Origin of the sequence: Micromonospora sp. NPDC047707 (assembly GCF_040704235.1) — a bacterium.
Classification (GTDB): Bacteria; Actinomycetota; Actinomycetes; order Mycobacteriales; family Micromonosporaceae; genus Micromonospora.
Genome location: NZ_JBEYSU010000009.1, coordinates 200890 through 224368 on the forward strand (window position 1 = coordinate 200890; position 23479 = coordinate 224368).

Annotated in this window: 23 protein-coding genes; 8 read left to right on the forward strand and 15 right to left on the reverse strand. The window is 73.7% G+C overall.

All coding sequences use genetic code 11. The features are described 5' to 3' along the window. Window positions 1-29: 29 nt before the first annotated feature. From AB0873_RS13425 to AB0873_RS13450, 6 genes are all read right to left on the reverse strand, one after another. Window positions 30-1169: a site-2 protease family protein gene (locus tag AB0873_RS13425; protein WP_366599943.1), complete on the reverse strand. Its 1140-nt coding sequence runs from the start codon at window positions 1167-1169 to the stop codon at window positions 30-32. A gap of 151 nt (window positions 1170-1320) precedes the next feature. Beyond that, window positions 1321-1740, reverse strand: coding sequence for a PIN domain nuclease (locus tag AB0873_RS13430; RefSeq protein WP_366599944.1), 420 nt, complete (start codon window positions 1738-1740; stop codon window positions 1321-1323). Continuing rightward, window positions 1737-1943 (reverse strand): type II toxin-antitoxin system VapB family antitoxin, encoded by a 207-nt coding sequence (locus AB0873_RS13435; protein WP_155330844.1) that lies wholly within the window; start codon window positions 1941-1943, stop codon window positions 1737-1739. Before AB0873_RS13435 ends, AB0873_RS13430 begins: the two co-directional genes overlap by 4 nt. 537 nt (window positions 1944-2480) lie before the next feature. Next, window positions 2481-2849, reverse strand: coding sequence for a hypothetical protein (locus tag AB0873_RS13440; RefSeq protein WP_366599945.1), 369 nt, complete (start codon window positions 2847-2849; stop codon window positions 2481-2483). A gap of 137 nt (window positions 2850-2986) precedes the next feature. Then, on the reverse strand, window positions 2987-3193 hold the full coding sequence (locus tag AB0873_RS13445) for a DUF397 domain-containing protein (RefSeq protein WP_366599946.1): 207 nt from the start codon (window positions 3191-3193) through the stop codon (window positions 2987-2989). 13 nt (window positions 3194-3206) lie between these two features. Further along, entirely contained in the window at window positions 3207-4043 is an 837-nt protein-coding gene (locus tag AB0873_RS13450) for a helix-turn-helix transcriptional regulator (RefSeq protein ID WP_366599947.1), read from the reverse strand. 275 nt (window positions 4044-4318) lie between these two features. Here AB0873_RS13450 and AB0873_RS13455 point away from each other — a divergent pair, with 275 nt between their 5' ends. Beyond that, entirely contained in the window at window positions 4319-4633 is a 315-nt protein-coding gene (locus AB0873_RS13455) for a DivIVA domain-containing protein (protein WP_366599948.1), read from the forward strand. Further along, window positions 4630-4884, forward strand: a complete 255-nt coding sequence (locus tag AB0873_RS13460; RefSeq protein ID WP_366599949.1) for a hypothetical protein — start codon at window positions 4630-4632, stop codon at window positions 4882-4884. Before AB0873_RS13455 ends, AB0873_RS13460 begins: the two co-directional genes overlap by 4 nt. A gap of 78 nt (window positions 4885-4962) precedes the next feature. Here AB0873_RS13460 and AB0873_RS13465 read toward each other — a convergent pair whose 3' ends face one another. Together AB0873_RS13465 and AB0873_RS13470 are read right to left on the reverse strand one after the other, a co-directional pair. Next, on the reverse strand, window positions 4963-5886 hold the full coding sequence (locus AB0873_RS13465; protein WP_366599950.1) for a L,D-transpeptidase family protein: 924 nt from the start codon (window positions 5884-5886) through the stop codon (window positions 4963-4965). Window positions 5887-5966: 80 nt separating this feature from the next. Then, window positions 5967-7412 (reverse strand): alpha-amylase family protein, encoded by a 1446-nt coding sequence (locus AB0873_RS13470; RefSeq protein WP_366599951.1) that lies wholly within the window; start codon window positions 7410-7412, stop codon window positions 5967-5969. Window positions 7413-7699: 287 nt separating this feature from the next. Between AB0873_RS13470 and AB0873_RS13475 the strand changes: the two genes are divergently transcribed. Genes AB0873_RS13475 through AB0873_RS13485 form a run of 3 tightly spaced genes read left to right on the forward strand, consistent with a single transcriptional unit; the run spans window position 7700 to window position 11495 of the window. Continuing rightward, window positions 7700-9397 carry a hypothetical protein gene (locus AB0873_RS13475; RefSeq protein ID WP_366599952.1) on the forward strand — a complete coding sequence of 566 codons (1698 nt, stop codon included), beginning with the start codon at window positions 7700-7702 and terminating at the stop codon, window positions 9395-9397. Further along, window positions 9394-10863: an NADH-ubiquinone oxidoreductase-F iron-sulfur binding region domain-containing protein gene (locus tag AB0873_RS13480; protein WP_366599954.1), complete on the forward strand. Its 1470-nt coding sequence runs from the start codon at window positions 9394-9396 to the stop codon at window positions 10861-10863. The genes AB0873_RS13475 and AB0873_RS13480 overlap by 4 nt, the downstream gene beginning before the upstream one ends. A 23-nt stretch (window positions 10864-10886) precedes the next feature. Next, the gene (locus AB0873_RS13485; RefSeq protein ID WP_366599955.1) at window positions 10887-11495 is read left to right on the forward strand and encodes a redoxin domain-containing protein; all 609 of its coding nucleotides are present in this window, start codon (window positions 10887-10889) and stop codon (window positions 11493-11495) included. A 111-nt stretch (window positions 11496-11606) separates the two neighbouring features. Here the strand turns inward: AB0873_RS13485 and serS are convergent, their stop codons facing one another. The 5 genes from serS to AB0873_RS13510 all read right to left on the reverse strand — a co-directional run bounded on the left by serS (window position 11607) and on the right by AB0873_RS13510 (window position 16973). Then, the gene (gene serS, locus AB0873_RS13490) at window positions 11607-12890 is read right to left on the reverse strand and encodes a serine--tRNA ligase (RefSeq protein ID WP_366599956.1); all 1284 of its coding nucleotides are present in this window, start codon (window positions 12888-12890) and stop codon (window positions 11607-11609) included. A 118-nt stretch (window positions 12891-13008) separates the two neighbouring features. Then, window positions 13009-14064 carry a MerR family transcriptional regulator gene (locus AB0873_RS13495; RefSeq protein ID WP_366600007.1) on the reverse strand — a complete coding sequence of 352 codons (1056 nt, stop codon included), beginning with the start codon at window positions 14062-14064 and terminating at the stop codon, window positions 13009-13011. Window positions 14065-14168: 104 nt separating this feature from the next. Further along, window positions 14169-15338, reverse strand: a complete 1170-nt coding sequence (locus AB0873_RS13500) for a saccharopine dehydrogenase NADP-binding domain-containing protein (protein ID WP_366599957.1) — start codon at window positions 15336-15338, stop codon at window positions 14169-14171. A 91-nt stretch (window positions 15339-15429) separates the two neighbouring features. After that, window positions 15430-16602: a zinc-dependent alcohol dehydrogenase gene (locus AB0873_RS13505; protein WP_366599959.1), complete on the reverse strand. Its 1173-nt coding sequence runs from the start codon at window positions 16600-16602 to the stop codon at window positions 15430-15432. Then, window positions 16599-16973, reverse strand: a complete 375-nt coding sequence (locus AB0873_RS13510) for a hypothetical protein (RefSeq protein WP_366600008.1) — start codon at window positions 16971-16973, stop codon at window positions 16599-16601. Before AB0873_RS13510 ends, AB0873_RS13505 begins: the two co-directional genes overlap by 4 nt. A gap of 249 nt (window positions 16974-17222) precedes the next feature. On the opposite strand from AB0873_RS13510, the gene AB0873_RS13515 reads away from it, so the two are divergent. Further along, the gene (locus AB0873_RS13515) at window positions 17223-20129 is read left to right on the forward strand and encodes a LuxR C-terminal-related transcriptional regulator (protein WP_366599960.1); all 2907 of its coding nucleotides are present in this window, start codon (window positions 17223-17225) and stop codon (window positions 20127-20129) included. Window positions 20130-20208: 79 nt separating this feature from the next. Here the strand turns inward: AB0873_RS13515 and AB0873_RS13520 are convergent, their stop codons facing one another. Next, on the reverse strand, window positions 20209-20757 hold the full coding sequence (locus AB0873_RS13520; RefSeq protein WP_366599961.1) for a DsbA family protein: 549 nt from the start codon (window positions 20755-20757) through the stop codon (window positions 20209-20211). A gap of 183 nt (window positions 20758-20940) precedes the next feature. Then, on the reverse strand, window positions 20941-21627 hold the full coding sequence (locus tag AB0873_RS13525) for a BON domain-containing protein (RefSeq protein WP_366599963.1): 687 nt from the start codon (window positions 21625-21627) through the stop codon (window positions 20941-20943). A 537-nt stretch (window positions 21628-22164) separates the two neighbouring features. On the opposite strand from AB0873_RS13525, the gene AB0873_RS13530 reads away from it, so the two are divergent. Both AB0873_RS13530 and AB0873_RS13535 read left to right on the forward strand, forming a co-directional pair. Continuing rightward, window positions 22165-22491, forward strand: a complete 327-nt coding sequence (locus AB0873_RS13530; protein ID WP_366599964.1) for a hypothetical protein — start codon at window positions 22165-22167, stop codon at window positions 22489-22491. Then, a complete protein-coding gene (locus AB0873_RS13535; protein WP_366599965.1) occupies window positions 22436-23479 on the forward strand; it encodes a cellulose binding domain-containing protein in 1044 nt (347 codons plus the stop codon). Before AB0873_RS13530 ends, AB0873_RS13535 begins: the two co-directional genes overlap by 56 nt.

Here is a 23479-nt window from a genome sequence, read left to right on the forward strand (position 1 = left end):
CACTCCGGAACTCCGGGCCCGCCTGGCCCCTACCGGCGGCCGGTGATCTGCTCGCGCATGCTGCCGCGCTGCACCGCCCGGCTGATGTCGCTCGGCGACACGATGCCCACCAGCCGGCCGTCGGCCACCACGAGCGCCCGCCCGTCGGCGCACTCGCTGAGCCGGGGCAGGAGGTCGTTCAGCGACTCGTCGGGGGAGGCGAGCACCAGCTCGTCGGCCCGGCAGGAGACCTCGGCGAGGGTGGTGGCGCCGCGCCGGTCGACCGGGACGTCGCGTACCCGGTCGAGGGTGACCAGCCCGATGGGCCGCCCCTCCTCGGTCAGCGGCAGCGCCGAGTGCCGGTACGCGAAGAGGTAGTTGTCGACGAAGTCGGCCACCGTCAGGTCCCCGGAGGCGGTCTGCGGTTGCGGCGTCATCACGTCCGCGACGCGGACGCCGCGCAGGGCGCTGCCCATCCGGGCCTGCCGCTCCTCCATCCCGGCGGCGCCGATGAGGAACCAGCCGATCAGGATCAGCCAGAGCCCGCCGAAGCCGGCCCCGGCGAAGAACTGCCAGAAGCCCAGGCCGATCAGCAGCGCGCCGAGCACCCACCCGGCCCGGGCGGCGACGACCGACGCCTTCGTCCGGTCGCCGGTGGCCTTCCAGACCGCCGCGCGCAGCAGCCGCCCACCGTCGAGCGGCGCGGCGGGCAGGACGTTGAAGACGGCCAGCAGCACGTTGATGCCGGCCAGCCAGGCGAGAGCACCGAGCAGCAGCCCCTCGGAACCGGCCAGGGCCAGCGCCACCGCGATGGCACCGAAGAACATGCCGATGAGCAGGCTCACCAGCGGGCCCACCCCGGCGATGCGCAGCTCCGCGCCCGGGTTGGGTGCCTCGCCCTTCAGCTCGGCCACGCCGCCGAAGAGCCACAGCGTGATGCCGCCGACCTGGAGCCCGTTGCGCTTGGCCACGATCGCGTGGGAGATCTCGTGGGCGAGCAGGCCGAGGAAGAAGACCACCGCGGCCGCGAGGCCCGCGGCGGCGTACGCGATCCACGGCCGGTCGGGGTAGGCGCGCGGGAACTGGTTGGCCGACAGCCCCCAGGCGATGAGCAGGAAGATGACCAGGACGCTCCAGTTGACGCCGACAGGTACGCCCGCGATCCGGCCAAGCCGGAAACTCGCCCTCATGTTCCGGTCATACCCCCGAAGGCCGCGCCCATGCCAGGGCCGAAGGTCTCAGGATCACACTCGCTGACCGTTTCGCCGTGTCGCGCGAACATGGCGACCAGTCGTCTCGGCCGCGCTGGACGACCTCGACGAGCGAGGGCAGATCGGCTGATCAGTCTGCGGTGCCAGCAGGCACGACCCAGACGGTGGGCTGACCAGTGATCGCAGTGATCATGTCGTAGTCACCGTCGTAGTGCAGCACCGTCGCCCCGTGCCGCTCTGCGGTTGCGGCTATCACCAGATCAGCCATGGAGAGGGCGCGATGGTTGCCCTTGTGCAGCGCCTGGAGTTGAACGTCGATTGCACGATCCCAGACCTCGTCTGGCATCGGGAGCCAGTGGAAGCCACCGAGCAGCCAGCGGGCACGCTGGGCGTCCTTGGCCGTCCGGGCGCTCTGGAGCACCTCGATCTCGACCGCGCCACACACCGCCAACAGACCGCGTTCGGACAATTCGTCGAGGACGGGCGCGACGGCGGACTTGGGCCAGCGGGCTAGAGCCGACTTGTCGAGCAGGTAGAGTTCTCGACTCACGCCGCATTCGGCTTCACGTCGGTCGGCCCGGTCAGACCCGGCAGGCCGCCGCTCTTGAGCCAGTCGGCAAATTCGCGCCGCTTCTCCCGGTCGACGGCAGCCTTCAGAGCCGCGTTCACGGTCGCCTTCTTGGTGGTGGTGCCGAAGATCTTCGCAGCCTCGGCGAGCAGTTCGTCATCGACGTCGAGGATGGTCCTGGACATGGTCGGCTCCTCTCAGTCTCGCGGGATACCGCGCTGATGATATCAAGCGCCGCTGATCTTGATATATGACTGAGGGTGGCGCCGGCGGCTGCTGTCCTCGGACAGTAGCCGGGCCAGGCCGCGAGTCGCCATGCTGACAGTTGCCGGGGCAATGGATAGGCCGATTGGTCGGCGATAGTGCGACAGTGGTAACGCTGACCGCTGAAGGCGATGACCCGTACCTCTGGTTGGAGGACCTCGACGGTGCGGAGGCCGCCCAATGGGTGCGGGACCGCAACGCGGAGACTGTCGCCGCTTCGACCGGGAGTCGGGCGTTCGCCGGCTTGCAGGCGGAGATCCGGCAGGTGCTCGACGCCGACGACCAGCTTCGGGCAGGAACTCGCCATAAAGCTCGGCGCCGACGGCGTCCTGTTCGAACCGGTCATCGATCAGCCCGCCGAATACTGCAAGATCGTGTATCGCCTCGACAGTTGGATCGACCCGCCGCAGAGTTGACTGGCGCAGCTTCCGGATTCGTCGGTTGTTCGGCCTCGCCGATCAGACCTGTCCGCGCCGGCTCCGTACGCCCCATCGCCTGCATTCCTCCAGTTGGGTCTGCCAGAAGTGGGCACCAGCAATCTGAGCCTCCGGGGCGATCCGCCCGCCGCGCGGGTCGGGCTTCTGGTTGACCCGGAAATAGCCTGCGCCGGGGAACCCGGCACGAGGGCCAGCGACATGCACGACGAGAGCGTCCAAGGGCGGCAGCTGCCGCTCCTTGCAGCGGTGATGGAAGGCCGCCATGAACTCGGTGACTCGATGTGACTCGCCACTCTCGTGCAGATTGTGCGGGTTCGGCAGGCTGGCTGCCTCGAAGACACGCGAGTAGGAGATGGTCTGACCACGGTCCTCGGCGCCGTTGCTGATCACGAAGTCGATCGCCGTGTCGACATGCGCCGTGGTCCACTCGTGCTGGGGGGGAAGCTACTGGTGTCCGTCTTGTGGCGGCAGGGGCAAGCGGCGGAAGCCTGACGTCGAGATGAGGGATTGCGCCGCTCGACCCTCGGCTACGGTCGCGGAGCTTCAGCCTTCACGGCCTCGATGAACATTCGCCAAGCCGTGGGCGCGAAGGTCAGAACCGGTCCGCTCGGGTCCTTGCTGTCGCGTAGCCCGACCTTGCCCGCCAGGTCGTCCGCGACCTCCACACAGTCGCCGGATCCGTTGCTGCGAGTGCTTTTCCGCCAGGTCACGCGGGCCGTGTCGACCTCGTCCACCCGCGCCGTCCTCTCATAGGTCGTCGATCGCCCTCTGGATCAGGTCGCGGGACTCTCGAGCGCTGGCCGCCGTGGCGACCAGGTGTTCGAAGACCCGGCTGTACTCCCTGACCTGTTGGCCTTCCAGATAAAGGCTACCCGCGCGGGTTTCGACGTAGACAACCCCCGGGTCGGCTGGCTCCGGGAAGGCCAGCAAGCTGAACGCGCTGCCCATCGAGCCGTATTCGCCTGCGCCGAAGGTCAGGATCTGGATGGTGTGACCCGGCTGCGCTGCCGCCTCTACCAGCCGCCGCAGCTGAGCCTTGAATATGTCTGCACCGCCGACCGGGCGCCGCAGCGCGGCCTCGTCCAGCACAACCCACAGCCTGGGCGGGGTATCGCTGGCCTGCCGGCGCATGCGCAACTCGACCCGGCGCTCCACCTCGTCCGTGGACGCGTCCGGGTGCTCGGCACGGATGACGGCGCGGGCGTAGTCGGCGGTCTGGAGCAGACCGGGAATCAGTTGCGGCTGGAAGGCCCGGATCTCTGAAGCCTCAGCTTCCAGTCCGACGTAAACCTCGAACCAGTCCGGCAGCACGTCGTCGTACGCCTGCCACCAGCCGCGCTTGCGGGCGTCCCGGGCGACCTGAACGAGCGCGTCGACCTCCTCGCCCTCGACGCCGTACAGCTCAAGGAGGCCGCGGGCGACCGGCGGCATCACCGAGACCTGGGCGTTCTCGATCCGGCTCAGCGCCGACTTCGAGATGCCGACCTCTTTGGCGGCCTGGTCGGCAGTCATGCCGGTCTGCTCCCGGAGACGGCGCAGTGCAGCGGCCAAGCGTCGACGACGGACGGTCGGACTTCCAGTCATGGGCGTCAGTGTTCAGGAAACGGACGAACATCGCAACGGTATCGGCTCTAATCGGGAGTTGCGAAAAGGGCGCAGCCCGCTGCACGATGAGTGAGGCCTCGGATCGTTCGCGTTACGAATCGCGCTCGCATCCTGGGCTGCTCGGATGGCCCTGCTGTCGTACTGCTGATCGGAGCTGCGGTGGCAGGTGCCGGGGCGGGTCCGCCGGTGCGGGGCGGACCGGTGGGCCCGCCCCTTCCACAGGTCAATCTCGACGGTGAGAGGCAGGTGCTGTCATGCGCGTGTTCTTCCGGCATGCCCGGAGCAGCCAGCGGTCGGTTCTCGGGCCGACCTGCTACCGCTCGGCCGCCTACCATCCGATGCGACCGTGGCAGGTGCGGGAGCGGCGGTTCCGGTCTACGCCGCTGGGCCGGCGCGGGCTCGACCCCCGGGAGGTGGGGGAGTTCCTCGACCGGGTCGCCGGTGACCTGGCCGCCGTCTACGACGCGCTGGCGCGCAGCCGGCGGGAAACCGACCGCGTCAAGGACGCGCTGCGCCGCTGGCAGTCCGAGCAGGCCCGCGCCCGCAACGAGCGGGGGTACGGCCGGTGACCGAGCGCTGGGTCATCCACCTGCCCGCCGCCGCGGGCGACCTGCTCGCCGCCCAGCGGCTCGCCCGGGTGGTGGCGCACTGGGCGCACGTCCTGCCGCAGCTAGACCCCGGCGGCACCACCGTCTCGGCGGAGGACAACCAGAACGTACGCCACTGGGTGTTCTGCGACCGGGTCATGCCGGACGGGCTGCGCTGCCTGCTCTGGCCCGACCACGACGGCGACTGTTCGCGGCGACCACGGCGGCGGTGAGCAGTCGGTGCTGCGCGGCCGCGCTTTGCGTGGACCGGGACCGGAGGCGGGCCGGTCCGGTTCGTCGTGACCTGATCGTCAGGCGGTCGGGGGTGGCTCCGGCAGTTCGTCGACGACCAGGACCTCGGTGCCGGGGCGTACCTCGGACAGCAGTTGCCGCTGCCCGCTCTTGGTCAGCCGGATGCAGCCGTTGGTGGTGTTCCGGCCCAGCTCGCCGTCGTGGTACCAGCTGTGCAGCCCGATGTGCGCGCCGCGCAGGCCGGCCGGGACCGAGTCGGGGTCGTCGGGGATCGCACCGAGCGCGAAGATGTCCACTCCGCCGTACACGGATTCGGGCGGCTCGGTGCGGCCGAGGACGAAGGTCCGCCCCAGCGGCGTCTCCTGACCGCTCTGCCCGAGGCTGACCTGCCAGGACCGGACGGCCCGGCCGCTCCGGTACCACGTCAGCCGGTGGTGCCGGCGCTCCACGACGATCTGGTCGGGCAGGGGCACGGTGGTGAAGCCGCCCGGCGGCAGCCAGGCCAGGGTGCGGTTGGCGGAGGGGAGCAGCACAGCCGTCCACCCGCTGCGGCGCTCGACGACGGGCATGGTCAGCTCGACGTCGTTGATGGTGGGGGCGAGGAAGGCGACGGGCTTCCCGCCGGGCGCGGTGTAGGCGGCGATCCGCCGGGTCGGGTGCACGCCCTCGGTCAGGGGCGCGGGGTCCAGCGGCTCCGGGTCGGCCGGGAAGCCGCGGGGCGCCGGGTCGTAGTCGACGACCGGCAGGTCGTCCGGCGCGGGCGCCGCGACCGGCACGGTCTCCTCGGGTACGGGCGTCTCGGGGGCCCCGGGGGTCTCGGATTCCTCCGGTGCCGGCTGCTCCATGACCGGCTGGGCGGCCGGTGTGGGCTCCGGCTGCGGGGTCAGTCGCCAGCCGGTGATGCCGGCGGCCACCAGCAGCAGGGGTACGCCGACCCCGACGGCCGTCCAGCGGAGGCGCGAGCCCATTCGGTCAAACAGCACCAAATCACTCTAAGGGATGCCGTGTTAAGAAGGGCCCCTTGTTGTGCAGAAGGCGATAACAAGGGGCCCTTCCTTCCCGCTCAGCTCAGGCGGGCGCCCACGTGGATGGCGATCGCGTCGTGCGCGGGGACGGTGGCGGCGAACCAGCCGTTGCCGTCCACGGTGATCACCGGGCCGCTGCACGTCCCGTTGCTGTACGTGCCGTGGATGACGTCGCAGTACCGGCCGGCCGGCAGGCCGGTGTAGTAGGACCGGCCGCTGATCGCGAAGTCCTCGTCGTTGACGGTGAGGTAGCCCTTGCCGGCGCGGCTGAACGCGATGTGCTGGTAGCCGTTGTCGTACCAGTTGGCGACCCCGGCGCCCTCGGTGGCGTTGCGGAAACCGACCATGTTGGCGATGACCGGCCAGCGGTGCTCGCACTCCCAGCCGGAGTAGCAGGTCGTGTTGCGCGTACGGCCGGAGGAGTCCTGGGGCGGGCCCTGGTCCCGGTTGCCGAAGGTGTAGCTGGACATGACCGTCGGCGACCCGTACGGCCAGGCCAGCATGAACGCGTTCGCGAGGGCGTAGATGCCCCGGTCGTTGTAGGTCAGCACCCCGCCGAAGTCGCGCTGGGTGTCGTGGTTGTCGACGAAGACCGCCGAGACCGAGCTGGGCAGGTGCCCCCAGCCCTCGCCGAAGTTGCGCAGGTAGGCCAGCCGCTCGGAGCGGAAGACGCGGGCCAGGTCCTTGCCGTACCGGAACTCGTGCACGTCACCGTTGCCGGTGTACTCGTTCGGCGTGATCGGCTCGCCTGCGCCGTAGATGACCTCCTGCACGATGTACGCGGACCGCGAGAGCTTGGCCTTGATCGCCGCGATGTCGGCCGCCGGCATGTGCTTGCTGGCGTCCATCCGGAACCCGTCCACGCCCAGCGACAGCAGGTCGTTGAGGTACGTGGCCAGCCGTGACCGGACGTACTCCGACTCGGTCTTCAGGTCGGCGAGGTTGACCAGTTCACAGTTCTGGACCTCCCACCGGTCGCCGTAGTTGCTGATCTCGTTGCCCGGCCGCCCGCAGTAGTGGAAGTCCTGCGACTGGTAGATGCCGGGGTAGTCGTAGTGGCTGTACGACGACCCGGCCCAACCGGTGCCCGGGTTGTCCTGCCCGGACATGTGGTTGACCACCGCGTCGACGATCACCTTGACGCCGGCGGCGTGGCAGGTGTCCACCATCGACTTGAACTGGGCGCGGGTGCCCTTGCGGGACTCGATCCGGTAGCTGACCGGCTGGTAGGAGACCCACCACTCGGAGCGCCGGACGTGCTCCTGCGGCGGCGAGACCTGGACCCAGCCGTAACCCTTGGGGCCCAGGGTCGACTGGCACTCGCTCGCTACCGAGGTCCAGTTCCACTCGAAGAGGTTGGCGATGACCTTCTTGGTGCCGGCCGGGGCCGCGGCGGCCGGGGGTGCCGCCACGACGGCCGGGAGGAGCAGGCCGGCGATCACGCCCAGGGCGACGATCGCCGACGGGCGTCGACGTCGATGCATCGGATTCTCCCTACGGGGGTGTGGGGGAAAGCAGGTGGTGGTGGAGCCGTGGGAGGGCTTCCAGGTTGCCGGTGTCTTGCACGCCGGGCTGAAAGTTTCCGAAACTTTACAAGCGTGTTGCAGGCGCTGTCAATGTATGGACATCTGTCGCTGTCATCGCCGTCCCCGGAGGTCGCGTACACGCACCGCGCGACGGGTCGGTTCGACGGTCCGCGCGGAAATTCTTGGCCGACCGGTGATCCGGGGGCGCGGTCCGTCCGTACAGGAGGAGGGAGCAGGGTCGGCCGGTGGCGCGCCACCGCGAGACAATCGAGGAGCAGATGGCCCCGGCACAGCAGAAACAGAAGGCGGCGCCCGTCCGGACCAGCACCAGCAGCCGGGGCGTACGCGCCCCGTCGCGGTCCGCGGTCGTCCTGTTGACCGTCTCCGCGCTCGCCGCGTTGTGGGCCGTCACCATGCTGACCGGCGTGGGCGGGGCGATGTACTCGTACGGCTTCTTCTTCACCGAGTTCTTCGCCGGCGTGATCGCCCTGGTGTCGCTCAGCCTCACCGTGATGCTGGGGCTGCTCGCCACCGACCGGCTCGTGCTGATGATCCGGCACCGGGTGCTGCTCCAGTCCGCGCACCGGGCGACCGGCATCCTCGGCGTCGCCGGGCTGGTCTTCCACGTCATCACCAAGATCGCGACCGGGCGGGCGGCGAGCACCGACGCGGTGGTCCCGTTCGTCAGCGGGCGCGGGCTCTACGTCGGCCTCGGCACGGTCGCCGGGCTGCTCATGGTGAGCGTGCTCTGGACCGGCATCATCCGCGCCCGGTTCGCCGGGGTCGGTCCGAAGTGGCTGTGGCGGACGCTGCACTCCGCCGCGTACGCCGCGTGGCCGTTCGCCATCTTCCACGGCCTCAACGCCGGCCGGCCGGCGAAGTCCTGGGTGGTGGTCAGCTACCTCGCCTGCGTGCTGCTCGTGGTCCTGGCGCTGCTGGTCCGGGCCTCGGTGTACCTGGGCCGGCGCAGCCGCGAGCAGCACCAGGCCGCCGCGATGAACAAGGCGATGACCGCGCGGGCAACCGATGACGGCAAGGGCCGTGCGCTCCTCGGCGCGCTCGCCCGCAAGCTCGACGCCGACGACCGGCGCGAGACGCGGGACGGGCGGGCGTCGACCTGGTCCGAGACCACCCTCGCCGGCTCGTGGAGCGCGCCCGGAAGCCGCCGCCGCGACCCCGAACGGTTCACCGTGCCGGTGGTGCCGGAGCCCGGTTCGCTGCGCGAGCCGGCGCCGGGCCGCGGCCGCCGCGACGAGGTCGAGCCGGTGCCGGCCCGTCGCGGCGAGCGGCCCGCCCGCCGCCGGTCGGAGGAGCCGGCGCCCACCCGGTCCCGGCGATGGTCGGAGGAGCGCGAGCCCGTCGTGGCCCGCCGCGACGAGGAGCGGGTGACCCGGCGGCGCGAGGACGCGTACGAGTACGAGTCCCGGTCCCGCCGGCGCGACGAGGAGCCGGCCGGCCGGCGCCGGCGCGACGACGACGAGGTCCGCCCCTCCCGGCGGAGTCGGGGCGAGGTGGACACGGGCACCCGGTACTCGGTGCCGCCGCAGCGCCGCGACGAGCCGGAGGAGCCCTGGACCAGCCCGCGCCGCTGGGAGACCACGCAGCCGATCTCGGCCGGACCCATCTCGGCCGGACCTGTGTCGGCCGGGCCGATCTCCGGCGGGCCGGTCTCCGGCACCCCGATCTCGTCCGCCCCGCGCAGCGGCGGCGGCCGGCACAGCGCCGAGGAGGACGTGCTGCCGGAGGAGACGGACTACTGGCGGCCGCCGGCCCGGTACGTCCCGGAGGACGACGCGCTGCCGCCGGACGACACCCCGACCCTGGTCGACCTCGCCTCCCGGCGGGCGCGCCGGGAGGCCAAGGAGAGCCGGCGGCGGCGCCGGGCGAGCGCGGACGCCGTCGACACGGCGTACTGGGCCGGGCTGCGGGGCGAGGCCAAGTGATGCGGACGACCGTCCCGCCGGTCGCGTGCGTCGGCGAGCCCCGGCTGACCGCGGGCTTCGCCGAGTTCGGCCGCCTCGACCTGTTCACCCACGAGGAGGTGCACGGCCCGATCGGCCCGATGGAACCGGCGAACCTGCTGCGGCTCGCCGACGGCATCCAGCTCAAGGGGAAGGGCGGGGCGGGCTTCCCGTTCGCCACGAAGCTGCGCGCCGTGCTCGAGTCCTGCGAACGGCAGGACGCCTCGGCGATCGTCGTGGTCAACGCCTCCGAGGGGGAGCCGGCCAGCTGGAAGGACAAGGTGCTGCTCACCCGGGCCCCGCACCTCGTCCTCGACGGGGCGGCGCTGGCCGCGTACGCGCTGGACGCCGACGAGATCATCATCGGCGTGGCCGACGACGGGGTGGGCCAGGAGCCCCTGATGGAAGCGCTGGGGGAGCGGCGGATGCCGGTGCCGACGAGCATCGTCACCGTGCCGCACCGGTTCATCTCCGGCGAGGGCGGGGCGCTGGTCAACGGCATCAACGGCCTGCCGCACATCCCGCCGGGTACGAAGAAGCGCTCCAGCGACTCGGGTGTCGGTGGTTTGCCCACCCTGCTCTCCAACGCGGAGACGTACGCCCAACTCGCGATCGCCGCCCGGCTCGGGCCGTACGAGTACGCGGCGCTCGGCACCGACGACGAACCCGGCACCGTGCTGCTCACCGTCACCGGCGCGGCGAAGCGACCGGCCGTGGTCGAATGCGCCGCCGGCACCCCGCTGCGGGAGATCCTCGACCTGTGCGAGGTGCCGGACGGGCCGGGCATCCTGGTGGGCGGCTACCACGGAAAGTGGATCACCCAGGAGGCGGCCGACCGGGCCGAGATCTCCCGCAAGGGACTCGCCGCCGTCGGCGGCACGCTCGGCGCCGGCATCATCCTGCCCCTCGGCCCGGACAGCTGCCCGCTCGGCGAGGCCGCCCAGGTGGTCCGCTACCTGGCGGGCGAGTCCGCCGGCCAGTGCGGGCCGTGCAGGATGGGTCTGCCGGAGCTGGCCCGCTCGGTCGACCTCGCTGTCTCCGGCAGCGCCCCGGTGGAGGTCGTCCGGGCCGCCGCCGGCGACGTCAAGGGCCGTGGGGCGTGCAGCCACCCGGACGGCACGGCCCGGTTCGCGCTCTCCGCGATGGAGGTCTTCGCCGAGGACCTGCGGCTGCACGCCACCGGTGACGGCTGCGGCAAGCGGGTCAAGGGCCTGATGGGGCTGCCCGGTGCCCCCGACCCCAACCCGCAGAAGCTGATGCTCGACTGGTCCCGCTGCGACGGGCACGGGCTCTGCGCGCACGTCGTGCCCGACTTCATCCGACTCGACGCCAACGGGTACCCCGCGTTCCCGGCCACGCCCGTGCCGACCTGGCTCCGCGAGGGGGCGCTCAAGGCGGTCAAGGTCTGCCCCGAACTCGCCCTGCGGCTGACCAGGGCCGAGTCGTGACCGCGTACCGGAGGGAGGCCCGGATGCGGAGGCTTCCGCGTACCGTCCTGGCGGCCGTGACGGCGGTCGCCCTGCTCGGCGCGACCGCGTGCGGCGGCGACGGCGGTGCGTCCGCGACCACCGCGACCGGTGACGCGGCGCCCCCGCCCCCCGCAGCCGGTACGCCCACCGTGACAGGCTCACCCTCGGCGGCGTCACCCAGCGCGGCGCAGCGGCCCGCCACCGTGCCGGAGACGCTGCGCTTCACGGCGAAGACCCTCGACGGCGCGGCCTTCGACGCCGCCGCCCTGGCCGGTAAACCGGTGGTGCTATGGTTCTGGGCGCCCTGGTGCGCCACGTGCGCGAGTCAGGCGTGGACGGTCGCCGAGGTGGCGCCGCAGTACCGCGACACGGTTCCCGTCGTCGGCGTCGCCGGCCTCGGCCAGCAGAAGGCCATGAAGGACTTCGTGACCGAGTTCGAACTGGCCGGGGTCCCGCAGGTGGACGACCGGGCGGGCGCGCTGTGGCGCCGCTTCGAGGTCACCGAGCAGAGCACCTTCGTCATCCTCGACCGCACCGGCCGGGTGACCCACCAGGGCTTCCTGGACGGCGAAGACCTGACCCGCCGCCTGGCATCCCTGGCCGAGGTGTAAGGAAGGGCCCCTTGTTAACGCCCCCGGTAGCGGAAGGGTCCCCTTTCAACACCTGCTGAAGCGGCGGAACCCGGACGTACGTCCGGGTCCCGCCGAGAAGCGCGGAGCGGGTCAGCGTGGGGTCAGGCGGTCGGTGCCCACGCGGTCGCGGAGGATCTCCGGGATCACCACGCTGCCGTCGGGCTGCTGGAACTGCTCCAGGATCGCCGGGAACAGCCGGCTCGTCGCCAGCGCCGAACCGTTGAGGGTGTGGACGAAGCGGGTCTGCTTGCCGCCCGGCTCCCGGTAGCGGATCGCCGCCCGCCGTGCCTGGTAGTCACCGCCCCAGGAGACCGACGACACCTCCTTGTACTTGCCGGTGCTCGGCATCCACACCTCGATGTCGAGGGTCTTGCGCATCGCCGCGCTGGCGTCGCCGGCCGACAGCAGCGTGCGCTGGTAGTGCAGCCCCAGCTTCTCGACCAGGCTCTCGGCGTGGGTGACCATCTCCTCGTGCGCCGCCTCCGCCTGCTCCGGGAGGGTGAACTGGAAGATCTCCACCTTGTTGAACTGGTGGCCGCGCACGGTGCCGCGCTCGTCCGAGTGGGATCCACCCGCCTCCCGGCGGTAGCAGGGGGTGTACGCGAAGGCCTTCAGCGGTAGCTTCGCCGTGTCCATGATCTCGTCCTGGAAGGCACCGAGGATCGCCGTCTCGGCGGTCGGCAGCAGGAACTGCGCGCGCGGCGCCGACGCCCGGTCCAGGTGGTAGACGTCGTCGGTGAACTTCGGGAACTGGCCGGCGGCGAAGCCGGCGCTCTCCAGCAGCAGGTGCGGCGGCAGCAGGAACTCGTAGCCGGCCCTGACGTTCTCGTCGATGAAGAAGTTGAGCAGCGCCCACTCCAGCCGGGCACCCACCCCGGTGTACATCCAGAAGCCGGAACCGCCGAGCTTGACGCCCCGCTCGTGGTCCACCAGGCCCAGCATCCGGGACAGCTCGACGTGGTCGCGGACCTTCTCGATCGCCGGGGGCTCGCCGAACGTCCGGACGACCCGGTTGGCCTCCTTGCCGCCGGGCACGACGTCGTCCGCCGGCAGGTTGGGCAGCTCGCTCATCCGGTCCCGCAGGCGCGCCTGCACCTCGTCCAGCTCGGCCTCCAGCTCGGAGAGCTGCTTGCGGCCGGCCTCCGGCGCGGCGACCTCCGGCTCACGGCCGGCCCGCTTGGCCTCCGCGTACGCCCGGGCCTCGGCCTTGCGGCGCTGGCGCTCGCCGTCGATCTCGGTGATCAGGCTGCGCCGCTCCTGGTCGAGCTGCTGGATCTCGTCCAGCGCGCGGCTCACCTCCGCCGGGTCCATCCGCTTGGCCAGCGCGGACGCCACCGCGTCGCGATCCTTCCGGATCAACTCCATGTCGAGCATGCTGCTCCGTACGCCTCCGTCCGGACGTCAGGTGGACCTTCAGATGCTACCGTCGCGCCCCGGCCGGTCCGGGCCCGGTCTCGTCGCCGGCGCCGGGCGGCCGGGACACGACGGCCCGTCAGAGGCGGATCGGCATCAGGACCGAGAAGGCGTCGGTGTCGTCGGGACGGCGGACGGCAAGCGGCGCGATCGGGCCGTCCAGCTCCAGGACGAGCTGGCCCCGGCCGCCCGCGTCGAGGGCCTGGAGCAGGTAGCCGGCGTTCACCCCGATCCGGAGCGCGTCCCCGGTCAGCTCGTCCTCGCCGTACAGGCGTACCCCGCCCCGGCCGTCCGGGCCGAGCACACTCACCGGCAGCGCGGCGCCACCGTGCTCCCGGTGGACGACGGGAGCGTCCGGGCTGGTGAGGGCCGCGCGCAGGGCGGCCACGTCGACGGTCGCGCGGTGGGCCGGGCCGCCGGGCGCCGTGCGCAGCAGCCGCCGGTGGTCCGGGAAGTCGTACGGCAGGGTGCCGGCGTCGAGCGTACGCCCGGCGACGGTGACCGCGACGGTGCCGTCGCCGACGGCCAGCCGCACCTCCCCGGCGGTGTCGAGCAGCGTGCGTGCCTCGTCGACGAAGCCGGCCGGGACGAGGGCGCGGACGGCCGGCCCGTCGACGTCGGCGCCGATCCGGGCCAGGGCCATCCGGTACCGGTCGGTGGCGACCAGCTGGACGCCGCCGGCGTCCACGTCGAAGAGGACGCCGGTGAGCTCGGGCAGGTCGGGTCCGGTGGCGACGGCGAAACGGACCGCGTCGACGGCGGCGGCCAGGTCGGTGCGGGACAGGGTCAGCTGGGTGGTCATCGGCTGCTCCTCGGGATCGATGAGGGTACGGATCCGGGAGAGCTCACGGCGGGCGTCGGCGAGACCGTCCTCGAGGCGGCGCAGGTGTGTGTCCAGCAGCCGGTGTGCGGCCGCCGGCCCGGACCGTACCGCCGCGGCGATCTCGGGCACCGGCATCCCGACCCGGCGCAGCCCGGCGACCAGCCGGGCCGGGCGCACCTGGTCGTCGGTGTACCACCGGTAGCCGGTCACCGGGTCGACCCGGGCCGGGACCAGCACCCCGGCCGAGTCGTAGAACCGCAGGGCGCTGACGGTCAGCCCGCTGGCCCGGGCCAGCTCGCCGATGCTGTGCAGGTCGCTCTCCACGGCAATGGATCCTGTGTCCTCAAGCAGGTCGAGGGTCAAGCTGTTAACAGGGGACCCTTCCTCTACCGGAGGCGTTAAAGGGGCCCTTCCTTTCACCGCAGGCGGAAGGTGATGCCGGCGTTCTGGAGGCGGTTCAGCAGGGGGTCGGCCATGGCCGTCACCGGGGTCACCTGGCCGGACGTCCGGGGTAGGTCGTCCAGGGCGAGGCAGAGGGCCGACTCGGCGAGCATCTTCGCGGTCTCGTCGTAGCCGGGGTCGCCGCCGGACACCTCGGTCTGCACCCGCCGCCCGCCGCCCTCGGCCAGGAACCGCACCCGGAACCAGGAGCGCGCCCGCTGCTCGGGCCTCGGGCCCTGCCCGGAGGAGAGCCGGCCGAGCAGCCAGCGCCGGGTCGGCGGCACCTGCACGAGACCGACCAGGGCGCCCAGCCCGGCCACGCCGGCCAGCACGGTCGGTAGCCGCTTCACCGCCGCGAAGTGGCGGTAGCGGAAGTCCGGGCCGTACTCCGGGCGGGCGGCGGCCGAGCGGCGCACCACCTGCGGGTCGATGGTGGGCAGCGGCACCGTCCACATGCGCAGCTCCGGCGAGCGGGCGATCCGGCCGGGGACCGCGCGGACCCGCCGGCCCTCCGGCCGGGGCTCCACCGCCCGCCGGGCCTTCGCGGCGCGGCTCATCTCACCGGTCCGGGAGAACGCCGTCAGCGCTGAGTGGTACGTGCCGGCGGAGGGTCGCCCGCCCGCCCGGACGAACCCGTCGACGGTGACCGGGACGCCGGCCGGCAGGTGCTTGAGGGTGAACCAGACGCCCAGGTCGTACGGGATCGAGTCGAACCCGCAGGTGTGCACGAGGCGGGCGCCGGTGCGGACCGCTTCGGCGTGGTGCCGTACGTACATCAGGTCGACGAACTCCGGTTCCCCGGTGATGTCCAGGTAGTCGGTGCCCGCCCGCGCGCACGCCGCCACGAGGGGCTCGCCGTGGTGGACGTACGGGCCGACGGTGGTGGCGACCACCCGGGCGCTCTCGGCGACCGCCCGCAGCGACCCGGGATCGGTGACGTCGGCGGTGAGCAGGGGCAGCGCCGCCAGCTCCGGGTCGATCGCGGCGAGCCGCTCCCGGACGGCGGCGAGCTTGGTGGGGTTGCGCCCGGCCAGCGCCCAGCGCAGCCCCGCCGGCGCGTGCCGGGCGAGGTACTCGGCGGTCAGCCCCCCGGTGAAACCGGTGGCTCCGAACAGGACGAGGTCGTACGTCCGATCCTCACGCATCCGCCGAGTCTGCCATCCGCCCCGACCGGGCCGCCGCCCCGCTCCACCCGCCGGCCCCGCGGGGCGCCGCGCTGCCGCGCGCACCGCCCGTTCACCGGCCGGCCGGCAGGTCCGGGTTGAGCACGGTACGCACGCAGCCGTCCCGCCGGTCCCGGAACAGCGCGTACCCGTGCGCGCCCTGCTCCAGCGGCAACCGGTGGGTGGCCAGGTGCTCCGTGCGCAGCTCGTCGCGGGCCATCCGCTCCAGCAGCATCGGTACGTACCGCTGCCCGTGTTGCCGTACGCCCCGCACCGACAACCCCTTGGCGCTGACCGCACCCAGCGGGAAGGCGTCCACGTGCCCGTCGAACTCGCCCAGCACCACGACCGTGCCGCCCTTGCGGCAGGTGTGTACCGCCTCGCGGACCGCCGGCGGCCGTTGCGCCCCACCGGTGAAGCGTTCCGCGAGGGTCCGGACCTGCCCGTCCCAGGCCGGCCCGACCGCCTCCACGCACACGTCCGGGCCCCGCCCGCCGGTCCGCTCGCGCAGCTCGGCGGGGACGTCGACGTGGCGTGGGTCGACGGTCTCCGCGCCGCTGTGCCGTTCCGCCATCCGCAGCCGGTCGTCCTGGTCGTCGACGACGATGACCCGCTCCGCCCCGAGCAGACCGGCGGCCCGGGCGGTGAGCTGCCCGACCGCTCCGGCGCCCCACACCGCCACCACGTCGCCGGGGCGTACCCCGCCCACGTCGGCGGCCATCCAGCCGGCCGGGGCGGCGTCCGAGGCGAAGAGCGCGCGGTCGTCGCTGACCGCGTCGGGCACGCCGAACGCGCCGACGTCGGCGTACGGGACGCGCACGTACTCGGCGTGGCTGCCGGCGAAGCCGCCCGTCGCGCGTGGCCGCCCGAACGCGCCGGGCACCGCGTGCCCGTACACGGCCTCACCGACCTCCGGCTCCGGGTTGCCGTTGTCGCAGCACGACGGGAGCCCGCCGCGGCAGTACCAGCAGGTGCCGCAGGCCACCGAGGCGCTGACCACCACCCGGTCGCCGACCCGGTGACGGCGCACCTCCGGCCCCACCTCGACGACCTCACCGAGGAACTCGTGCCCCAGCACGTCCCCCACGGCCACGTACGGCGTCCGCCCGGCCAGCAGCGGCAGGTCACCGCCGCAGGTGGCGCTCTGCCGCACCCGCACGATCGCGTCGTGGCCGTTGCGCAGTTCCGGGTCGGGCACCTGCCGTACCGCCACCTGGCCGGCGCCCGTCCAGCACAGCGCCCTCATCCCGCCGGCCCCCGGTCCATCGGCGTCCGGTCGGCGCGCAGCACCTCGCCGGTCTCGGCGAGCTGTTTGGCCTGCCGCAGCGCGGCCCGGACCGCGCGGGCGGGGTCGTCGCCGACGACGTGCGCGGCGAGCCCCGGGAGCGGGACGCCGGGGCGGGGCCGGGCGGCCAGTTCGGTGCCCCGGCAGCCGGGCGCCGGCCGTACCTCCACCTGGATCGCGCCGCCGAGCCGGCGCAGGGGCTCCGGCCACCGCCCGCCGGGCAGCACCGCGCGGGGTGCCCGGTCCACCGTGACGACCTGCCAGCCGCCCACCGGGTCGGCGTGGGCTCGGGGCCGGCCGGCCGGAGGTCGGTGCCGCCGGCTCCGGAGCACCCGGCCGGACACGGCTCCCACCACCGCACCCGCGAGGGCGCTGCCGGCCACCGTCGCGATCCGTCCCACCTGTCCCTCCCGTCCCGATCCGCGCGCCCGGCGCCGGGCGCGCGCAAGGAGCACGCGTACCGCCACCCTCGCCCGGGGCGGGGTGAAGCGTGCTCGCCCCGAAGGGGTGAACCGCCGTCGGTCGGGTAACCGCCGGCCGCAGGACCGGGGGAATGGACACGTCCATGGGGGTGGGGCCGGGTGCCGGAGGACCGACGGGAGACCGCAGTCGTCACGGGACCGGGAGCGCCGGTGCTGGCCTCCCGGCTCAGCCCACCCGCGCTGCCCGAACCGGTGGTGCTCCGGCCCCGGCTGCTGCGGGCGCTGGACGAGGGGGCGGCCGTGCCGCTGACCCTCGTCGCCGCGCCGGCCGGCTGGGGCAAGACCACCCTGCTCGCGTCGTGGTTCCGGGCTGCCGGGGCGGCCGGCCGTGACCCGGTCCGGGGCGGGCCGGTGACCGGGGCCGCCGACGGCGCCCGGGACGCTCCACCGGCCAGCGCCCCACCGGGGGATTTCGGTGCGGCGGGCCCCGACCCGGGCCGGGAGCGGCCCGACGTGGGGTGGGTGTCGGTGGAGGCCGGCGACGACGGCGACCGTCTCTGGTCGTACCTGGCGGCGGCCCTGCGGAGCGCCACCGACCCGGGCGACGGTCCGGCCGAGCCGTCGGTGCCCGACCGTTCCCCCCGCCCGGACCAGTTGGAGTTGCTGGCCGCGGCCCTCGCCGGCCGGGAACGGCCGGTGCTGCTGATCCTGGACGACCTGCACCGGATCACCGACCCGGCGGCGGTCACCGGGCTGGAGTTCCTGCTCCGGCATGCCGAGCAGCGGCTCCGCCTGGTGGTCGGCGCCCGGGCCGCGGTGCCGCTTCCCGTGCACCGCTGGCGGCTGGCCGGGGAGCTGACCGAACTCGGCCCGGACGAGCTGGCGTTCACCGGTGACGAGGTGGCCGATCTGCTGGCCGCGCACGGGGCGGTGCTCCCGGCGGCGGCCGTGCGGCGGCTGCGGGAACGGACCGGCGGCTGGCCGGCCGCACTCCGGTTCGCCGCGCTCGGGCTGCGGGGCCAGCCCGATCCGGCCCGATGGGTCGAGCAGTTCGGCGGCGACCAGCCGGACGTGGCCAGCTACCTGCGGGAGGAGGTTCTCGCCGGGCTGGACCCCGGCGACCGGGACGTGCTGCGCCGCGCGGCGGTGGCGGACGCCGTCTGCGCCGGTCTCGCGGGCGCGCTCACCGGCCGCACCGACGCGGAGGCGGCGCTGGTCGCCCTGTCCGGCGGCGGGGGGCTGCTGCGCCGCGACGACGGCCGCCCGCCCTGGTATCGCTGCCACCCGCTGCTCGCCGATCTGCTGCACGCCGAGCTGAGCCGGCTGCCCGCCGACGAGCAGCGGGACCTGCACCTGCGCGCCGCCGGCTGGTACGCCGGCAACGGCCGGCCCGCCGACGGGCTGCGCCACGCGCTGGCCGGCGCCGACTGGGCCCGGGCCACCGAGTTGTTCGTGGCGAACTGGCCCGAGCTGGCCCCGTACGGCCATGAGGGGGCACCCCGGCCCGCGCCCGCGCCCCCGCCCGCCGAGGTCCTGGCGGCCGACCCGGAGCTGGCGCTGGCCTGCGCCGCGGAGCGCGCCCACGCGGGGGACGCGCCGGCCGCGGTCGGGTACCTGCGGTCCGCGGCGGAGGCGGGCCGGTCGCTGCCCGTGCCCCGCCGCGAGCGCTTCGCCCGGCTGGCCACCGCGGTCGAGCTGGCGGTGGCGCGCCTGTCCGGCGACCTCCCGGCGGTACGCGACACCGCCGCCCGCCTGCTCGCCACCCGCCCGGCGGCCCGCCTGCCGGACACCGCCGGGGTGGCCGGGCCCACGCCGAGCGGTGCCGGCGCGGTGCCCGCGCCACCGGTCGACCGGTTGCTCGCCGCGCCGGCGCCGCCCGCCGAGCCGCGCGGTGCTGCCGCCGAGGACACCGACGTGCGGGCGGCCGCCGGCACCGCCCTCGGTCTGGCCGACCTCGCCGACGGCGATCTGCGCCGTGCCGAGGCGCATTTCGGCTTCGCGTTGGAAGCGGCCCGGGCCGCTGGCCGGACGCGGACCGAGCTGCTCGGCGCCAGCCGGATGGCTCTGCTGCACGCCGTGCGCGGGGCGCTGCGCGGGGCCGAGGCGCTGGCTCGGGAGGCGCTCGCCCTGCCGCCGGGCCAGGGGTGGTCCGGGCGGACCGACTGCGGGTACGCGTACCTGGCGCTGGCCGTGGTGGCGGTGCACCGGGACCAGCCCGAGGAAGCGGAGGCGGACCTGGCGCTGGCGGAGCCGGCGACCGGGGATCCCGAGGCCGGGGCGGTGGCCGCGCTGTGCCGGGCGCACCTGCTGCGGGACGCCGGGGATCTGGCGGCCGGGCACCGGGTGCTGGTCGCCGCGCGGGAACGGCTGGCCGGGCGTCCCGGCGCCGGGGCGCTGGGCCGCTGGCTGGTGGCCGCCGAGGCGGACCTGCGGGGGGCTCGGGGTGATCTGGACACGGCGCGGGACCTGCTCGGCGACGACGGGGACCCGGCCCTGGCCGTCGGTCGTGCCCGGGTCGAGCTACGGGCCGGCGACGACCGGGCCGCCGAGGCCGTCCTGCCCGACTGGTCGGCCCCGGAGGCGGACGGCTGGCCGCTGCCCGTACGCCTGGACGCCGCCGTGCTGGAGGCGGTGCTCGCCGGGCGTACGGGCGACGAGCGGCGGGCCCGGCGGGTGCTGGAGCGGGCCCTCGACCTGGCCGGACCGGAGGGCATCCGCCGGCCGTTCACCCGCGCCGAACCGGGGGTGCGTGACCTGCTCGCGGCGCATCTCGACACGGGGACGGCGCACTGGCCGACGGTGAGCGACCTGGTCCGCGGGGCCGACGAGCCGGTGGAGCGGGCACCGGCCGAGGGCGCCCCGGCGGCGCTCGACGAACCCCTCACCGAGCGTGAGCTGACGATCCTGCGGTACCTGCAGAGCATCCTGTCCAACGTGGAGATCGCCGCCGAGCTGTCCCTGTCGGTCAACACGGTCAAGACGCACGTCCGCAACATCTACCGCAAGCTGGACGCCACGCGCCGCCGCGAGGCGGTGCGGCGCGCCCGCGACCTGCGGCTGATCTGACGGGCGCCGGACCGGAACGACGTCCCGCACGTGGTGGTGGCGCGGCGACGTGCGGGACGTGGCGTGGCTGGTCCGCCGGTCACGGGGGCGCGGCGGCGTCGACGGCGGTGAGCAGGTCCGCGAGGTCGTAGCCGCCGCCGAGGCGGACGTCGTTCACGAACAGCGTCGGGGTGGCGGCCACGCCGCTGTGGATGCCGCCGACGAAGTCGCGCCGTACGCGGTCGGCGTGGGCCCGGCGGCCCACCTCGGCGCCGATGTCGTCCGCGGGCAGGCCGATCTGCTCGACGCCGAGCGACAGGTGCACCGGGTCGAGTTGGTCCTGGTGCTCGAAGAGCCAGTCGTGCAGGTCCCAGAACCGCCCGCGCTCGGCGGCGGCCTCGCTCGCCTCGGCGGCGCTCTCCGCGTACGGGTGCACGTTGGCGATGGGGAAGTGCCGGTAGACCAGCCGTACCGTGTCGGCCCGCTGGCGGAGCAGTTCGGCCAGGTTCGGGTACGCGGCCCCGCTGAACCGGCACTGGAAGTCCGCGTACTCGACGATCGTCACCGGGGCGTCCGCCGGTCCCCGGACGTGGTCGGTCTCGGTCACGGGTGTGCGCAGGCGGGCGGTGATCTGAAGCGGCGTGTTCATCGCGCCACCCCCCGCCGATCCGAGCGACGGCGGTGTACCCGCAGGGTCGACCCGGGTGCGGCGCACCCGGGTCGGAGCCCGTTCGGATCAGTCATGACTCCCACGCTCGCCCGGATCGGGGTGAAGGTGGCTCACCCGGGCCGGGTGGTTCACCGCCGTCCGGCCCGGGGCGCCGGGGTGGCGTCACCGCAGCACCGGGGCCACCGCGATGTGGTTCTGGACCTCCCGGACGCCGGGCGCCGACCAGACGACCCGCTCCACCTCGGCCCGCTCCGGCATGGAGTGGACCAGTCCGCCGAGCACGACGGTGTCGCCGTGTACGCGGACCGTGATCCGCTCCGCCTCGGTGGCCCGGTTGCGGGCGAGCGCGTCGGCGATCGCCTCGGCGAGCCGGTGCCCGTCGGCGCGGGCGGCCGGGCGGACGGAGAGACCGTTGCTCACCGCGCGGACGCCGGCCAGCCGGGCGACGGCGCGTTCGGCGGCCCGGCGCTGGTACTCCCAGTCGACCTCGCCGTGCAGCGTGACCGAGCCCTGCGACACGCTCACGTCGATCCGCTCGACCGGGACGAAAGCGTCCCACTCCAGGGCGTGCGTGACCGCGGCGGCGAGGTCCGGATCGGGGCGCTCGGCGCCGGTGCCGATCTGCACGGTGAGGTCGTTGGCGACGGCCCGGACGCGGGGCACCCGGTGTGCGGCGCGTTCGGCCGCCCACTTGCGGGCGTAGCTGTCGACCCGGCCGGTCAGGGTGACCACACCCTCGGACACGGTCACGCCGATCTCGTTCGGCTGAACCCGGGGCTCGAAGGTCAGCTCGTCGAGCACGGCGGCCTGGATGTCCTGGTCGATGCGGCTCACGGTCACGACAGTCATCGCTGGCTCCTTCCTCGGTGGCAGGCGCGCGCCCGTCCGGAACGATCCTGTCCGGCCCGGGGGTGAGGCGCCGTCACCCGGGACGGATGACAACCCATGGGAGCGCTTCCATAGATGCGTGTGATCGGCTAGGGTAAGCGCGTTCCTTCGGGTGCGGGAGCCATCTCCCCGAGCGCGCCGGAGCCAGGGCAACTCCGGTCGGAGCACAACGTCCGTCCCCGGACGCGCGTCAACCCGCCGCCGGGGCGTCCCCCTCCCGGGAAGGAACCGCAGCATGCGCAAGGGTCTCGCCGGCGCGGTCGTGGCCACCCTGGCCGCCGCCGTGGCCGTGGTGGCGGTGCCGTTCACCGCCGCCGGAGCGCCACCCTCCGAGGCGTACGCCTGGAAGAACGTCCGAATCGACGGGGGCGGCTTCGTCCCCGGCATCGTCTTCAACCCCACCGAGAAGGACCTGATCTACGCCCGGACCGACATCGGCGGGCTGTACCGCTGGGAACAGGCCACCGGGTCCTGGACGCCGCTGCTGGACTGGGCAACATGCCCGGCCGGGGCATGGGGGAGCGGCTGGCCGTCGACCCCAACCGGAACAGCGTCGTCTACTTCGCCGCCGAGGGCGGGAACGGGCTGTGGCGCAGCACCGACCACGGCGCGACCTGGGCGAAGGTGACCAGCTTCCCCAACGCCGGCAACTACGTCGCCGACCCGAACGACACCAGCGGCTACCAGGCCCAGAACCAGGGTCTGACCTGGGTCGCCTTCGACCGGGCCACGGGCACGTCGGGGGCTGCCACGCGGACCGTCTACGTCGGTGTGGCGGACAAGGAGAACCCGGTCTACCGCAGCACCGACGGCGGCACGACCTAGCGGCCTCACCATCGACCGGAAGAACCCGAACACGCTGCTGGTCGCGACCCAGATCTCCTGGTGGCCGGACGCGGTCTTCTGGCGCAGCACCGACGGGGGCGCCACCTGGAGCCGGATCTGGGACTGGAGCAGTTACCCCAACCGGGCCAAGAAGTACACGATGGACATCAGCTCGGTGCCGTGGCTGACCTTCGGGGCGAACCCGTCGCCACCGGAGGAGGCGCCGAAGCTGGGCTGGATGAACGAGTCGGTGGAGATCGACCCGCACGACTCCGACCGGTTCCTGTACGGCACCGGCGCCACCATCTACGGCAGCACCGACCTCACCAGGTGGGACACCGGCGGCACCTTCACCATCCGGCCGATGGTCAAGGGGCTGGAGGAGACCGCCGTGCTCGACCTGGTCAGCCCGCCCTCCGGCGCACCGCTGGTCAGCGCGTTGGGCGACATCGGCGGCTTCCGGCACACCAACCACGACGTGGTGCCGTCGACGATGTTCACCCAGCCGGTCTTCACCAGGACCACCAGCCTGGACTACGCGGAGGCCAACCCCTCGGTCATGGTCCGGGCGGGCAACTTCACCGACGCCGACCGCCCGAACGACAGCCACGTCGCCTTCTCCACCGACGGCGGGGCGAACTGGTTCCAGGGCGGCGAGCCGGGCGGCTTCAACAACGGCGGCACGGTCGCCGCGGCGGCCGACGGCAGCCGGTTCGTCTGGGCGCCGGGGGACGCCGGCCAGCAGGTCGTCCACACGGTCGGCTTCGGCGCGATCGCCGGCTGGACCGTCGGGTGGACCTTCCCGAACGGTCAACGGATCACCCAGCTCTGGGGCGGCACCCACACCCAGTCCGGAGCGACGGTCTCGGTCCGCGACGCCGGCTGGAACGGAAACCTGAGCCCGGGCGCCACCACCACCGTGGGCTTCCTGGCGAGCTGGACGACGACGAACAGCCCCCCGTCGGCACCGACCTGCACCGCCCGCTGA

Excerpts from the sequence above, each read along its gene's own strand:
- AB0873_RS13425 (WP_366599943.1), bottom strand. The coding sequence starts at position 1,169 with ATGAGGGCGAGTTTCCGGCTTGGCCGGATCGCGGGCGTACCTGTCGGC.
- AB0873_RS13435 (WP_155330844.1), bottom strand. The coding sequence starts at position 1,943 with ATGTCCAGGACCATCCTCGACGTCGATGACGAACTGCTCGCCGAGGCT.
- AB0873_RS13450 (WP_366599947.1), bottom strand. The coding sequence starts at position 4,043 with ATGACTGGAAGTCCGACCGTCCGTCGTCGACGCTTGGCCGCTGCACTG.
- AB0873_RS13455 (WP_366599948.1), top strand. The coding sequence starts at position 4,319 with ATGCGCGTGTTCTTCCGGCATGCCCGGAGCAGCCAGCGGTCGGTTCTC.
- AB0873_RS13470 (WP_366599951.1), bottom strand. The coding sequence starts at position 7,412 with ATGCATCGACGTCGACGCCCGTCGGCGATCGTCGCCCTGGGCGTGATC.
- AB0873_RS13485 (WP_366599955.1), top strand. The coding sequence starts at position 10,887 with ATGCGGAGGCTTCCGCGTACCGTCCTGGCGGCCGTGACGGCGGTCGCC.
- serS (WP_366599956.1), bottom strand. The coding sequence starts at position 12,890 with ATGCTCGACATGGAGTTGATCCGGAAGGATCGCGACGCGGTGGCGTCC.
- AB0873_RS13500 (WP_366599957.1), bottom strand. The coding sequence starts at position 15,338 with ATGCGTGAGGATCGGACGTACGACCTCGTCCTGTTCGGAGCCACCGGT.
- AB0873_RS13505 (WP_366599959.1), bottom strand. The coding sequence starts at position 16,602 with ATGAGGGCGCTGTGCTGGACGGGCGCCGGCCAGGTGGCGGTACGGCAG.
- AB0873_RS13520 (WP_366599961.1), bottom strand. The coding sequence starts at position 20,757 with ATGAACACGCCGCTTCAGATCACCGCCCGCCTGCGCACACCCGTGACC.
- AB0873_RS13525 (WP_366599963.1), bottom strand. The coding sequence starts at position 21,627 with ATGACTGTCGTGACCGTGAGCCGCATCGACCAGGACATCCAGGCCGCC.
- AB0873_RS13530 (WP_366599964.1), top strand. The coding sequence starts at position 22,165 with ATGCCCGGCCGGGGCATGGGGGAGCGGCTGGCCGTCGACCCCAACCGG.